14 protein-coding genes are annotated in these 13895 nt (G+C 62.7%); 10 read left to right on the top strand and 4 right to left on the bottom strand.

Annotation, left to right across the window (positions count from 1 at the left end):
* Positions 1 to 139: 139 nt before the first annotated feature.
* From ftsX to OX460_RS25785, 4 genes are all read right to left on the bottom strand, one after another.
* Complete coding sequence (gene ftsX / locus OX460_RS25800) at positions 140 to 1060, bottom strand: permease-like cell division protein FtsX (protein WP_099665445.1); 921 nt, start codon at positions 1058 to 1060, stop codon at positions 140 to 142.
* Complete coding sequence (locus OX460_RS25795) at positions 1057 to 1794, bottom strand: ATP-binding cassette domain-containing protein (protein WP_251351063.1); 738 nt, start codon at positions 1792 to 1794, stop codon at positions 1057 to 1059. The genes ftsX and OX460_RS25795 overlap by 4 nt, the downstream gene beginning before the upstream one ends.
* 8 nt (positions 1795 to 1802) lie before the next feature.
* Complete coding sequence (gene ftsY, locus OX460_RS25790; protein WP_251351064.1) at positions 1803 to 2861, bottom strand: signal recognition particle-docking protein FtsY; 1059 nt, start codon at positions 2859 to 2861, stop codon at positions 1803 to 1805.
* A 164-nt stretch (positions 2862 to 3025) separates the two neighbouring features.
* Entirely contained in the window at positions 3026 to 3967 is a 942-nt protein-coding gene (locus tag OX460_RS25785) for a MerR family transcriptional regulator (RefSeq protein WP_289900378.1), read from the bottom strand.
* A gap of 205 nt (positions 3968 to 4172) precedes the next feature.
* On the opposite strand from OX460_RS25785, the gene OX460_RS25780 reads away from it, so the two are divergent.
* The 10 genes from OX460_RS25780 (at position 4173) to OX460_RS25735 (ending at position 13837) form a co-directional block, all read left to right on the top strand.
* Positions 4173 to 5486, top strand: a complete 1314-nt coding sequence (locus OX460_RS25780) for an FAD-dependent oxidoreductase (RefSeq protein ID WP_289900377.1) — start codon at positions 4173 to 4175, stop codon at positions 5484 to 5486.
* Positions 5476 to 6273 carry a DUF1365 domain-containing protein gene (locus OX460_RS25775; protein WP_289900376.1) on the top strand — a complete coding sequence of 266 codons (798 nt, stop codon included), beginning with the start codon at positions 5476 to 5478 and terminating at the stop codon, positions 6271 to 6273. The genes OX460_RS25780 and OX460_RS25775 overlap by 11 nt, the downstream gene beginning before the upstream one ends.
* 74 nt (positions 6274 to 6347) lie before the next feature.
* On the top strand, positions 6348 to 7511 hold the full coding sequence (locus OX460_RS25770) for a cyclopropane-fatty-acyl-phospholipid synthase family protein (RefSeq protein WP_251351113.1): 1164 nt from the start codon (positions 6348 to 6350) through the stop codon (positions 7509 to 7511).
* Positions 7511 to 8062, top strand: a complete 552-nt coding sequence (locus OX460_RS25765) for a chalcone isomerase family protein (protein ID WP_289900375.1) — start codon at positions 7511 to 7513, stop codon at positions 8060 to 8062. The genes OX460_RS25770 and OX460_RS25765 overlap by 1 nt, the downstream gene beginning before the upstream one ends.
* On the top strand, positions 8059 to 9342 hold the full coding sequence (locus OX460_RS25760; protein WP_289900374.1) for an MFS transporter: 1284 nt from the start codon (positions 8059 to 8061) through the stop codon (positions 9340 to 9342). The genes OX460_RS25765 and OX460_RS25760 overlap by 4 nt, the downstream gene beginning before the upstream one ends.
* Positions 9339 to 9890 carry a DUF3833 domain-containing protein gene (locus OX460_RS25755; RefSeq protein WP_099668229.1) on the top strand — a complete coding sequence of 184 codons (552 nt, stop codon included), beginning with the start codon at positions 9339 to 9341 and terminating at the stop codon, positions 9888 to 9890. Before OX460_RS25760 ends, OX460_RS25755 begins: the two co-directional genes overlap by 4 nt.
* Complete coding sequence (locus OX460_RS25750) at positions 9887 to 10654, top strand: SDR family NAD(P)-dependent oxidoreductase (protein WP_289900373.1); 768 nt, start codon at positions 9887 to 9889, stop codon at positions 10652 to 10654. The genes OX460_RS25755 and OX460_RS25750 overlap by 4 nt, the downstream gene beginning before the upstream one ends.
* Complete coding sequence (locus OX460_RS25745) at positions 10651 to 11088, top strand: nuclear transport factor 2 family protein (RefSeq protein WP_289900372.1); 438 nt, start codon at positions 10651 to 10653, stop codon at positions 11086 to 11088. The genes OX460_RS25750 and OX460_RS25745 overlap by 4 nt, the downstream gene beginning before the upstream one ends.
* 975 nt (positions 11089 to 12063) lie before the next feature.
* Positions 12064 to 13143, top strand: coding sequence for a porin (locus OX460_RS25740; protein WP_099665437.1), 1080 nt, complete (start codon positions 12064 to 12066; stop codon positions 13141 to 13143).
* Between the two features lie 151 nt (positions 13144 to 13294).
* Entirely contained in the window at positions 13295 to 13837 is a 543-nt protein-coding gene (locus tag OX460_RS25735; RefSeq protein WP_099665436.1) for a hypothetical protein, read from the top strand.
* Positions 13838 to 13895 lie beyond the last annotated feature (58 nt).

The raw sequence follows: 13895 nt of genomic DNA, 5'->3' as shown, positions 1-13895 counted from the left end.
GCAGGCCGCTTCACGACAACGTAGCCAGTCTACGGCCTCTGGCTGAAGCGAACCTTAAGAATACTTGCTTAATATCAAGATAACAGCAGTATGGGGAGGGCGCATGGCGGCACCGGAGGCGCCGCCATGGGAAAGAAGATCAGTTCAGGCGCGCCAGGTGGCGCTGCACGCACAGGAAGGCGCCGATCAGGCCCAGGCCGGCGCTGACGGCCAGCAAGCCGGCCATCGGCAGCGGCGCCAGCGGCACCAGCTGGAATTCGGACGCATACAGGCGGGCAAACTCGGCAATCGCCGTGTTCAGCGGCTGCAAGGCCAGCGCCACGGCGCCCAGGGCCAGCGCGCCGGCGCACAAGCCCAGCAGTGCGCCCGTGTAATAGAAGGGGCGGTGGATGAAGGTGTCCGTCGCGCCGATCAATTTCGAGATGCTGATTTCATCGCGCTGCTGCATCACTTGCAGGCGGATGGTGTTGAAGACGACGGCGATCACGGCCACGCCCAGGGTAATGGCCAGCAGCAGCAGCACCAGGCGCAGCACGCCCAGCAGGGCCGCCAGGCGCTTGACCCAGGCCGAATCGACTTGCGCCGATTCCACGCCGGGCAAGTGGCGCAGCTGTTCCGCCACGGCATCGACATCCTGCGCTTCGCTGGCGCTGCTGAAGGCGTCGAGTTTCAGCACATAGCTGTCGGGCAGGGGATTGTCGCCCAGGGTACTCAGCACGTCGGCCAGGCCATTTTTGTTTTTCAGCGAGTCCAGCGCCTGTTCGCGCGGGATGAAGACGATCTTCGCCTTTTGCTCGCCGACAATCTTGCGCATGGCGCCGGCCAGGCCCACGGCTTGCTCGCGCGGCGTGTCGATCTTCAGGAAGACGCTGATTTCCGGGTCGACCGACATCTGTTCCGACATGGGGCGGACATTGTCGAGCATGGTCAAGCCGGCGAACGGCAGCGACAGGGCGATGGCGACGACGAGCACGTTCAATAGGAAGCCGCCCGGCGACTTGCGCAAGTGGATCAGCGCCGAACCGAGGGCGAAGCGATGTTGACGGAACCAGCCTCTCATGCCTGTTCTCCTTCGCCGTCATCTAAGCCTGGGGCGAAATCGGGATCGGGCGGCGCGAACACGGGCGCCTGCGTGGCCTTGTCGATGGCCACCAGCTGGCCGTTTTTCAGGTGGATCACGCGGGCGGCGGCGTCGAGCATCTGTTCGTCATGGCTGGAAATGAGGCAAGTCACGCCCACGGAGTGGAATGCTTTCAGGGCGTCGAGCACCTTGTTGGCGCTGGCGCGGTCCAGGTTGGCCGTCGGTTCGTCGGCCAGGATGATCTGCGGCCGGTTGACGATGGCGCGCGCGATCGATACGCGCTGCTGCTCGCCGCCAGACAGCGACAGGGGACGCGCCATGGCGCGGTCCAGCAGGCCGACTTTATCGAGCGCGGCGCGCGCGCGCTGTTCGGCCGCCGTCTTGTGGGCGCCGACGACGAGCAGCGGCAGCATGACGTTGGCCAGGATGGAGCGGTCGTTGAGCAATTTTTGCTGCTGGAAGATCAGGCCCATGTTGCGGCGCAGGAAGGGCACGCCGGCCGGCTTGATCTTCGCCATGTCCTGGCCATTGACGATCAGCTTGCCCGACGTGGGGCGTTCCATGGCGGCGATCATTTTCAGCAAGGTGGATTTGCCGGCGCCGGACGGGCCCGCTAAAAACACCAGCTCGCCTTTGGCAATATTGAGGGAAATGTCGCTGAGCGCCACGGCGTCGGCGGAGTATTGCTTGGAGACGTGCTGAAATTCAATCATGTATAGGCTTATCCTAGCAGCGCTTCGACAAATTCGGCAGCCACGAAAGGCTGCAAGTCTTCAATTTTCTCACCGATGCCGATGAAATACACGGGCACGGGACGCACGCGGGCGATCGCCGCCAGCACGCCGCCCTTGGCGGTACCGTCCAGCTTGGTAATCACCAGGCCGCTCAGCTGCAGGGCATCGTCGAAGGCCTTCACTTGCGTGAGGGCATTCTGGCCCGTGTTGCCGTCGATCACAAGCAGGGTTTCATGCGGCGCGCCATCCATGCCCTTGCCGATCACGCGCTTGATTTTCTTCAATTCTTCCATCAGGTGCAACTGCGTCGGCAAGCGGCCCGCCGTGTCGACCATGACCACGTCGATGCCGCGCGCCTTCGCCGATTGCACGGAGTCGTAGGCCACGGCGGCCGGATCGCCCGATTCCTGCGAAATCACGGTGACGTTGTTGCGTTCGCCCCAGACCATCAGCTGCTCGCGCGCGGCGGCGCGGAAGGTGTCGCCCGCAGCCAGCAGCACGGACTGGTTATTCGACTGCATGTGCTTGGCCAGCTTGCCGATGGTGGTCGTCTTGCCGGCGCCATTCACGCCGGAAATCATCATCACCAGCGGCTTGTGGCGGCCCAGCTCGAAGCGCTTTTCCAGCGGCGAGAGCAGGTCGATCAGCAGCACTTTCAGGGCGGCCTTCACGGCGGCCGCGTCGAGCAGCTTGTCTTCCTTGACCTTTTTCTTCAATTCCGTGAGCAGGAATTCCGTGGCATCGATGCCGGCGTCCGACATCAGCAGCGCCGCTTCCAGCTCTTCGTACAGGGCGTCGTCGATCTTCGCGCCGACGAACAGCACGGACAGGGTGTTCGAGGTTTTCGACAGGCCGGCCTTCAGGCGCGTCATCCACGATTTTTTCTCGGGTTCGGCTGCTACGATCACGGGCACGAGCTCGGCCGGCGCACCGCTCAGGGGCGTGGCGGCAGGCTGCGGTGCAGGCGGCGTGGCGGCGGGAAGGACGAGGGGCTCGGCTGGTGCAGCCTCGGGAGCGATGGGTTTTTTCTTGAAGAAACTAAACATGGATGTGTGGTGGCGGGTGCTGACCTAAGGCCCGGCGGCGCCGGACACTGTGTTACGGGCTATTCTACCAGAGCGCGCCCGGCCCTTCATGCTTTACTGTTCGATTGGCAACATTGCGCCGCTATCCACGGAGATCGCCGCAGTTGCCGCGCTTTTCCGCCGGTTCAGTGGGTTTGCAGGGCCAGCGCCTGGTGGCGGCGGCGCCAGTCGGCGATGCTTTCGTCGACTTGCCGCAAGTCCAGCACGTGCAAGAAGGGTGGCGGCTGCCTGGTCAGCACGGGACTGCGTCCCCCTGCCCACAATTCCATGCTTAGCGGCAAGCTTGCATGCAGCTGCTGCAGGCTGTCGCGCGTCTGCCGTTGCTTGCTGGCGCTGGAAAACGATAGCGCGACGATGTCGGCCCGCTGCGCGCGGGCGGCCGCGACGATGTCCGTCAGCGGCGTTTCCACGCCCAGCGACATGCAATGGGCGCCGGCCGCCGCACACAGCGCCTCGGCCATCAGCAGCCCCAGGCCGTGACGCTCCTGCGGCAAGGTGCTGAGGACGATGCGCGGCGAGCGCATGGACGGGCTGCTTGCTTGCGGCAGGGAAAAGATGGCGTGCCGCATCACCGTCTGCAAGGTTTCGCTATACAGATGCTCTTCGTAAACCGCCAGTTCGCCGCAAGCCCACGCTTCGCCCACCATGCCGGTGAGGGGGGCGATGACGTCGATGGTGAACGCTTTCAAGCCCAGCACGGCCAGCGCCTGGCGCAGGGCGTCGCCCAGTTCCGCCATCTGGTGGCTGCGGCACAGGGCCAGGTAGTGTTCGAGCTGAGGCGCCGGCGCGGGCGGCGGCGTGCTGCCGGCGCTGGCCAGCTGCTGCAGTTGCGCGGTGCTGTGCTGCATGATTTTTCCCGGACGAAATCCGAGGTCCAGCAGGCGTTTGACCATGCGCAACTTTTGCACTTGCTCGGCCGGATAGCTGCGCTCGCCAAAGGCGTCGCGCCGCGGCTGGGGGAAGTCGTAGCGGCGCTCCCACACGCGCAAGGTTTCCTTGGCCAGCCCGGTGTCGCGTTCGACATCGCCGATGCTGAAGGCAGGAGATAGTTGCAGGTCAGTATCCATACCAGTGGGGTTGCTCGCATGCCGAAAAGAACGTTACTGGCATTCTACGCCTTCCGCCGCCCCGTACCAAATAGCTGAATCCGATTGGATATTGCTCGCGTATAAGTTTGTGAACGACAACAGGTGCTCATTGACATAGATCAATATTTGACTGACTATCGATGCAGCTTGTTTTGTCCAGGACAAACATAACACGGGTGCACTCATGAAAATTGCCGTCGTCGGAGCAGGAATCGCAGGATTGTCGTGTGCCTATCGCCTGGCGCAATCGGGCCAGGACGTCACCTTGTACGAGGCGGGCGATTACTTTGGCGGCCACAGCCATACGGTGGATGTCACGCTCGATGGCGTCACGCATGGCGTCGACACGGGTTTTCTCGTGTTTAACCACGCCACCTACCCGCAGTTGGTACAACTGTTTGACGAACTGGGCGTCGAGGCGGCCGACAGCGACATGTCGTTTTCCGTGAAGATGCCGCTGGGCGCTGCGCCCGACGCCCGCGTGCTGGAATGGGCGGGCGGCAATCTGGACACCGTGTTTGCCCAGCGCAGCAATCTGCTGCGCCCCGCCTTCCTGCGCATGTTGCGCGACATTCTGCGCTTCAACCGCCAGGCCAGCGCCCTGGCCACGGCCGCCTTGCCGGCGCCGGCCCTGTCGCTGGGAGAATTCCTCGACCTGCACGGCTACGGCGACGAATTCCGTCACTGGTATCTGTTGCCGATGGCCGCCTGCATCTGGTCGTGTCCGGCGCGCCAGATGCTGGCCTTTCCCTTGGCCACGTTCATCCGTTTCTGCCACAACCATGGCTTGCTGCAAGTGAGCGACCGGCCCCAATGGCGCACGGTGCGGGGCGGCTCGCGCGTGTACGTGGAAAAATTGCTGGCGGGCATACCGCAGCAGCGCCTGGCGTGCCCCGTGCTGGCCGTGCGCCGCCAGGGGCACGGCGGCGCGCGCATGGTCGAGCTGCATACGGCCGCCGGCGTCGAGCATGTCGATCACGTCGTGCTCGCTTGCCACAGCGACCAGTCGCTGGCCCTGCTGGGAGATATCCGCGACGACGAGCGCTCCGTGCTCGAAGCCGTGCGCTACCAGCCGAACCGGGCCGTGCTGCATACGGATGCTTCCTGCCTGCCGCAACGCCGCCGTGCCTGGTCCGCCTGGAATTACCAGGGGCGGCCGGCAGCGGGGGAGGGCGAAGCGCCGCAAGTGTGCGTGCACTATTTGCTGAACCAGTTGCAGCCGCTGCCGTTCACCACGCCCGTCATCGTCTCGCTCAATCCGCTCGACGAGCCCGATCCGGCAAGCATCATCGACGCGTTTTCGTATGCCCACCCCGTGTTCGATGGCGCGGCCATTGCCGCCCAGACGCGCCTGGCTGGCTTCCAGGGCGCGCAGCACACGTGGTTCGCGGGCGCCTGGACGGGCTATGGCTTCCATGAAGACGGCTTGAAGTCGGGCCTGGGCGTGGCGCAAGCCCTGAATGGCCTGGCGTCGGCGGAGCTCGGCCATGCCGCGTGATCCCACGCAGCCGCTCCGGCCGCAGCCCCAGCTGTGCCTGGGACAGGTGCGCCATGCGCGGCTGCGTCCGCGCGCGCATGCTTTTGCTTACGGCATGTTTTACCTGCGCCTGCCCCTGCGCAGCCTGGGCGCGCACGATTTTCCTGCCCGTTTGATTTCGCGCAACGGCGCCAATGTGCTGTCCTTCCGCGACAGCGACCATGGCGATGGCACGACACCGCTGCTGGACTGGATCGACGGCTTGCTGCGCCAGCATGGCGTGGTCGACGCGGGCGGCGAAATCTGGCTGCAAACCATGCCGCGCATGTTCGGCTATGTCTTCAATCCCGTCAGTTTCTGGTTTTGTCACGGGCTTGACGGTGCGCTGCGGGCCGTGCTCTGCGATGTGCGCAATACCTTTGGCGAGCGCCATCTGTACTTGCTCGAGCAGGGCGGCGCCATCGCGTATGGCAGCGAACTGGTCGCCAAGAAAATCTTTCACGTGTCGCCGTTTTGCAAGGTGGAAGGCCATTACCGCTTCCGTTTCCTGCGCAACAACGACCAGGATGGCGAGCGCCACCTGGCCCGGGTCGATTACGACGACCTCGACGGCCCGCTGCTGCAAACGAGCTTGTCCGGCACGGCGCAGCCGCTGCGCGATGGCGCCATCGCCTGGGCCTTGTTGCGCTATCCCCTGATGACGTTCGGCGTGATGGCGCGCATCCATTGGCAAGCCTTGCGCCTGTGGCTGCGCCGCGTGCCGTTTTTCAGCAAACCCCACCCTCCACAAGAAAAGGTGTCCCGATGAGCTCCGATTCCCTGCCGACCGGCCTGCATGTGCGCAGCAGTTCCACTCCCTTGCATGGGCATGCGCACGTGGACATGCCCGCTGCCGGGCGCATGATCGTGCGCCTGCTGGAAAAATTGCAATACGGCGCGCTGCGCCTGCGCACGCCGGACGGCAGCATCTTGCTGTACGGCGATGGCAGCCATCCCGTCACCCTGGACTTGCACAACTGGCGCCTGTGTGCGGCCGTCCTGCGCTCGGGTGACATCGGCTTTGCGGAAACGTTTATCGCCGGCGACTGGCGCACGGACAATTTGCCGGGCTTGATCGAGTTGATGATACGCAACCGCGCGCACATCGAGTCATTGATCTATGGCAACTGGTGGGGCAACCTCATCTACAAGGTCCGGCATTTGCTCAACCGCAATTCGCGCGCGGGCAGCAAGAAGAATATCCATGCCCATTACGACATCGGCAACGCCTTCTATCAGCTGTGGCTGGACCCGTCGATGACGTACTCGAGCGCGCTGTTCACCGAAGGCGCCAGCCTGGAGCAGGCGCAAGGGGCGAAATACGCGCGCATCGCGGACCAGTTGCAACTGCAGCCGGGCGCACGCGTGCTGGAAATCGGTTGCGGCTGGGGCGGCTTTGCGGAAACGGCGGCGCGCGACTGCGGCGCGCACGTGACGGGTCTGACCTTGTCGACCGAACAGCTCGCCTATGCGCGCCAGCGCCTGCAGGACGCGGGTCTGGCAGGGCAGGCCGACTTGCAGCTGTGCGATTACCGCGACAGCGCAGGCCAGTACGACGCCATCGCCTCGATCGAGATGTTCGAAGCCGTGGGACAAAGCTACTGGCCCGGCTATTTCGCATGCGTGGCGCGCAACCTGAAGCCGGGCGGACGCGCTTGCATCCAGACCATCGTCATCGCCGACGACTTGTTCGAGCGCTACAGCAAGAGCACGGATTTTATTCAACAGTACATTTTCCCGGGCGGCATGCTGCCCTCGCCGGCCGAATTTCGCCGCGCCGCCGAGGCGCAGGGCTTGCGCGTGGAAGACGCCTTCAGTTTTGGCCTCGATTACGCGGAAACCTTGCGCCAGTGGCGCGCCAGCTTCCTGGCCCAGCGCACGGCGCTGGAAAAGCAGGGTTTCGACGGCCGTTTCCTGCTCACTTGGGAGTTTTACCTCGCGTATTGCGAGGCCGCCTTCCAGGCGCACAACACGGATGTGATGCAATTTACCCTGATCAAGGAGTGATGATGCGCCAGCTGCTCGTCGCCGCTTTGCTGTCGTTGACCATGTTTGGCGCCGCGGCCGCGCCGCCGGCCTTTATCGCGGCCGACGTGCCCGAAGCCCGCCTGGCGGGCGAGGGGGAATACACGTGGTTCGGCATGCGTATTTATCGGGCGCAACTTTGGGTGGGCGCGAACGGTTACCAGGGCGCGGCGTCGGCAACGGCACCCTTCGTGCTGGAATTGCGTTACGCGCGCTCGCTCGACGGCAAGAAGATCGCCGAAGCCAGTTATGAACAGATGCAGAAAATCGGCGCCGGCACGCCGGAGCAGCGCCTGGCGTGGCTGGCCACCATGCAGCGCATCTTTCCTGACGTCAAGGAAGACCAGCGCTTCGCGGGCGCCTACCGGGCGGGCATCGCGCCTGGCGTGCGCTTTTATCTCGATGGCAAGGTGCTGGCCGACGTGAACGATGGCGACTTCGCGCGCGCCTTCTTCGCCATCTGGCTGTCGCCGTCGAGCACGGCGCCGAAGCTGCGCGCCGCCTTGCTGCAGAGTGCGGCGCCGCTGCCATGAATGCCGGGGCCAGCGCCTTGACCTTGCCGGCCTTGTTCAGTTATGGCCTGTTCGGCTTGCCGCTGGCCATGCTGGCGCTGCCTATCTATATATATGTGGCGCCGTTCTATGCGCAGCGCAGCAGCCTTGACCTGGCGCAAATCGGTGCAGTGCTGCTGGCGGCGCGCATTGCCGCCGCCTTCATCGACCCGGCCCTCGGCGCCTGGATGGCGCGCGGCGGGCGCAGCTATGCCGTGCTGGTCGGCGCATCGCTGCCGCTGCTGTTACTGGGCTTTGGCGCCCTGTTCCATCCGCCTGCCATGCCGCGAGCGGCCACCCTGGCCTGGTTCCTGGCTGCCTTGCTGCTCGTGTACGCCGCCTATGGCCTGGCCGGCATCGCGCATCAGAGCTGGGGCGCGGCCTTGAGTCAGGCGCGCGCGCAGCGGGCGCGGGTGACGGCCGTGCGCGAAGCTTGCGGCTTGCTCGGCGTGATTCTGGCGGCGGGGCTGACGTCCGTGCTCGGCTATGACGGCCTGTCGCTGGCCTTTGCCGGCTGCCTGCTGGCGGCAGGTGCGCTGCTGCTGGCGCGCGCGCCGCGTCCGGTCTTGCGCCAAGGCACGACGGCGCTGCCCGCTGGCGCCTGGCGCCTGCCATTTCGCCAGCGCGCGTTTCGCTGGCTGTTTGCCGTCCTGCTCGTCAATGGCGTGGCTGCCGCCATTCCCGCCACCCTGTTCCTGTTCTTTGCCAGCGACTACTTGCGCCTGGGCCAATACGCGGGCCCGTTCCTGATCGTCTACTTTTGCGCGGCGGCCGCCTCCATGCCCGTGTGGGTGACCCTGGCGCGCCGCTTTGGCGAGGCGCGCGCCTGGGGCGGCGCCATGCTGCTGGCCGCCAGCGTGTTTGTCTGGGCGTATGGCCTGGGCGAGGGCGCCGCCTGGGGTTTTGCCGCCATCTGCCTGCTGTCGGGCCTGGCGCTGGGCGCCGACCTGGCCTTGCCGCCGGCCCTGCTGGCAGGGTTGATCGGCGCGGCCGGCCATGCCGGACGGCACGAAGCGGCGTATTTCGGCTGGTGGAACTGGGGCGTGCAAATGAGCCTGGCGCTGGCGGCCGGCATCGCCTTGCCCCTGCTGGCCTGGCTCGGCTATGTGCCGGGCAGCGGCAGCGGCGGCTTGCCGGCCCTGTCTGCCGCCTACGCCGTGCTGCCCTGTGTTTTGAAACTGCTGGCGGCGCTCATGCTGTGGCGCGCGCCGCTACAACATATATATAGTGACCATCGGGAGAATCGCGCATGCGCTTCATGACTTATTGCAAACGTTGCCTGCCGCTGGCCGCCTTGCTGCTGGCGCTGGCCGCCTGTTCCACGCCGCCCACGCCGGCCACGTACGCGCAGGAATTGCCCGTACTGGATCTGCAACAGTATTTCAACGGTACGCTCGATGCCCACGGCATCTTCCAGGATCGCTCCGGCAAGGTGGTCAAGCGCTTCACCGTGGTGATGCGGGCCAGTTGGGTGGGCGAGACGGGGACCCTGGACGAGGATTTCACGTATGCGGATGGCAGCCGGCAACGGCGCGTGTGGACCTTGCGCAAGACGGCGCCCGGGCGCTTCATCGGCACGGCGCCCGACGTGATCGGGGAAGCCATCGGCGAAGTGGCTGGCAATGCGCTGCGCTGGCAATACGTGCTGGCGCTGCCCGTCGATGGCACGGTCTACCACGTCGACTTCGAGGACTGGATGTTCTTGATGGATGACAAGGTCATGCTCAACCGCGCCGCCATGAGCAAGTTCGGCTTCAGCCTGGGCGCCGTCACCTTATCGTTCAGCAAGCGTCCACAGGCGGCCCCATGAATCGCAAGATCAGCAATTGGGCCGGCAAGCGCGTGTGGATCATCGGCGCGTCCAGCGGCATCGGCGCCGCGTGCGCCACCTTGCTGCTGGAGCAGGGCGCGTGCGTGGCCTTGTCGGCCCGCCACCGCGCCAGCCTGGAACAGCTGTGCGAGGGACAGCCGCTGGCACAGGCCTTGCCGCTCGATATCACGCAGCATGCGCAAGTGCGGGCCGTCTGCATGCAATTGCAGCAGCAGTGGACGCATATCGACCTGATACTGGTGGTCGCTGGCGGCTATCAGGCCATGCGCGCCGATAGCTTCGACCTCGAGGCGGCCCAGGGCTTGCTGGCCCTGAACGTAGGTGGCGTCTTCAATTGCCTGGAGCCAGCCTTGCCGTGGCTGTTGCGCCAGGGCAGCGGCGGCATCGGCATCGTCGGCTCGGTGGCCGGCTATGGCGGCTTGCCCAAGGCGCTCGCGTATGGCGCCAGCAAGGCGGCGCTGATCAACCTGACGGAGTCGCTGTATTTGGATTTGCATCCGCGTGGGATTGATGTGTATCAAATCAACCCTGGTTTTGTCGCCACGCCTTTGACGGCGAACAATGATTTCACCATGCCGGCCCTGATGACGGCGCAGGACGCGGCCGCCGCCATGCTTGACGGGATCGAACGGGGACAATTCCACATCCACTTTCCGAAACGCTTTACCAATACCATGCGCCTGGCGCGGCTGTTGCCGTACCGCGCCTATTTTTGGCTGATCCGCAAGGTGACGGGCCTATGAGCGCAACCATGGAAGGTGCGCTGGCGCGCCTGGTGGCGTTTTACGAGCACCTGAGCCTGGAGAGCCTGGCCCAGCTGGGTGCCGTGTACGCGCCAGACGCCCATTTCAAGGACCCGTTCAACGAGGTGGAGGGCCATGCCGCCATCCTGGCTATCTTCGAGCACATGTTCGTGCAAGTCGATGCCCCGCGGTTTGTCGTGCTGGAAAGCCTGGGGCAGGGGGAGCAAGCGTTCCTGACGTGGGAATTTCGCTTTCGCATGAAACGCCTGTTATCTGGCGAACAATGTATTCGTGGAGCAACACATGTACGTTTCGACGGGCTGGGGCGGGTGGTATTGCACCGCGATTATTGGGATGCGGCGGAAGAATTGTATGAAAAACTGCCGGTGCTGGGCCCTTTCATGCGCATGCTCCGGCGCGCAAGCCGGCGCTGAGCATGTTTCTTGATGCTTTTAAGCAAAAAAAGCGAAAAAGAAAAAGTAAATTGTGTGGAATTGGGCTGGCGAAAACTTGATTTCGGTCAATGTGTCGTTTTTATGACACAAATATGTCAAAATATTGAGAAGGCAACATTGTAAGAAATTGTTTCAACTGATGCGAAATTTACAAGCAAGAGTCGTCCTCATCCGTTCCAAGCGGGCACCCGGCGCGGGTACCGGAAAACATGGAAAACATTTCTATGTGAGCAATTTAAATTACCGGAAAGTCAGTAATTATATTGATACTCTGCCTATTTTCCCCACGCGCGCGCCGACATCGAAAATCGCGCCTACGCCCCTGAATAATGCGGCAACGCACCAAAACAGGGCGTCATATTTCCCGTTTGCGGGCATCCGGCAGCAAACATTGGCGATGCCGTGTATGCTTCGTCCCGTTTATCCATTATCGCCTGACAAATTGTGCGCTTTGTCGCGTAAATCATGCAGGGCAAATGGCGGGTAAAGCATGTTGACGTTTTAATCATGCGCCTGATACTGTTGCACTAATACAACGGGTGTCGACAAGGCATGCGTTATGATGGAATGGTCAATCAGGCCAATGCATTGGTTGGCAAGGGGCACTGGCTCTGTCGCGTAGTACGGTTGGCGATGACCGGGATGCCTGAAAACGCACTCGGCCTGGTACCGGAAGTAACATGTTGGAACTTGATGGAATGTGAAACGGTCGTTATAGTGCCGCTTCCGGTGCCCTTTGAGCACCGAACCGGCGCATGAAAATACGGTCGCTCTGCAGCCTTCAAGCTTATCGGTGCAATAGCGTGCCGATACCGATATGAATTGTTCCCCTGACCGGAACAGCAATGTGGCAGGTGGAGACCTTGCCCTCACTCATAAAAAGCGCTCTGTTAGAGCGCAGCTCGAGATGCATAGGCTGTATTACTTTTTGCTTCAAAATTAAAGGAAATCGCAATGAAAAAAACTCTGATCACCCTGGCAGTTCTGGCAGCAGCCACCGGCGTAGCCCAAGCTCAATCGAGCGTTGTTATCTACGGTACCGTTGACGCTGGTTTCGTCAGCGAGCGCGGCGGCAAAGCTGGCTCCGTGAATAAACTGGACAGCGGCGTTGCTTCGGCTTCCCGTCTGGGCTTCAAAGGCACCGAAGATCTGGGCAGCGGCCTGTCGGCTCTGTTCGTTCTGGAAGCTGGTTTCGGCGTGGACAACGGCGCGCAAGGTAAAGACGAAGGCCTGTTCGGTCGTCAATCTTACGTTGGTCTGAGCAGCAAAACGAGCGGTACCCTGACCCTGGGTCGTCAATACACCCCTTGGTACAACACCCTGTCGAAAGTTGCTGATCCATTCGCAGTGGGCTACGCTGGTTCCGCCAAGAACCTGTTCCCAGCGAACACCCGCACCAGCAACACCGTGCTGTACACCTCGCCAAACTTCAACGGCTTTGACGCTGACGTGGCTTACACCTTCGGCGAAAAAGCTGAGTCGAACAAGTATGGCCGTCAAATCGGCGCGTCGGCTGGCTACTCGAACGGTCCTTTGAACGCACGTCTGGCTTACAACAACACCAGCAACGACGACATCGGCGTTCAAGCCGCTAGCGCACGTAACTGGTTGGCTGCAGCTAACTACGACTTCGCAGTTGTTAAAGCTTACGTCGCATACGGCGCAAACAAAGGCCTGAAGAGCGCCCAGTTGAATAACAAAGGTGTTGATGCTAACGGCAACAACTACTACAACTACGCTCCAGCTGCTGCTAGCACCGACAGCAACAACATCCTGGTCGGCGCAACCGTACCTGTTGGCCCAGCTGGCACCGTGATGGCTTCGTTCATCCGCACGAACGACAAAACCGCTGCTAACGCTGATGCTGATCAATGGGCAGTGGGCTACTCGTACGCTCTGTCGAAGCGCACCAGCACCTACGCTTCGTACGCCAAGATCAAGAACAAAAACAACGCTACCTACACTGTTGGTAACAACAGCAACGTTGGTTCGGGCGACAAAGCCTTCAACGTTGGCGTTCGTCACTCGTTCTAATATTCGCGCAAGCGAAGCTTAGTACCGCTATCAGCATCCCTTCGGGGATGCTGATAAGCAAGGAAACGCGTCTCCAGGCTAGTCCTGGCGGCGCGTTTTTGCATTGGCGGCGCCAGTTATAATGGCGCCGTTACTCAAGTAAAGGAATGCCATGTATTCATCCACTTCGCCGCGCCTGGCTGTCTTGCTGGCCGCGCTGCTGTTCGCTGGCGCCACAGGCGCCTCTGTCGCTGCCGTCAAGGGCAAGAAGCCGGCCGGACTGGAGCGCTATGGCGTGGCCGTCTATTCCGACTTGTGCCTGCAAAAGGATAGTGGCGAAATCGGCGGCCAGCGCGTGACCCTGCATCGCTTCGCCGAGGCCGATTCCGTCATCTATGAATTCACGGCAGGCGCCCTGAGCTGGCCCATCGTGGCCAACGACGTCAACCTGGACGCCGCCACGGGCGCCTTCGACTTCACCATCGCCGGCGCCGACAGCGAAGAGCGCACCATCGTCGGCAAGTTTTCCAAGGACGGCCAGACCCTGACCCTGGAAGGCGATTATTGCGGCGGCAACGTGCGCATGCCCATGAAGCTGAGCCGCGTGCGCGATTTCGGCCGTCCTTTAAAAAACTGCACGCCATGCCCGCCGATGCCGCAGGCGCCCGCCGAGGCAGTGCCTGCCGAGGAAAGCGCGCCAGCGCCCGCTGCCTGAGCGATTGCCGCTGTGAAAAAGAAAAAGGCCCGGTATCGACCGGGCCTTTGTTATTTTC

The organism is Janthinobacterium sp. SUN033 (genome assembly GCF_030397595.1).
Lineage (GTDB): Bacteria > Pseudomonadota > Gammaproteobacteria > Burkholderiales > Burkholderiaceae_D > Janthinobacterium > Janthinobacterium kumbetense.
This window is presented reverse-complemented; position numbering and strand designations above follow the sequence as displayed.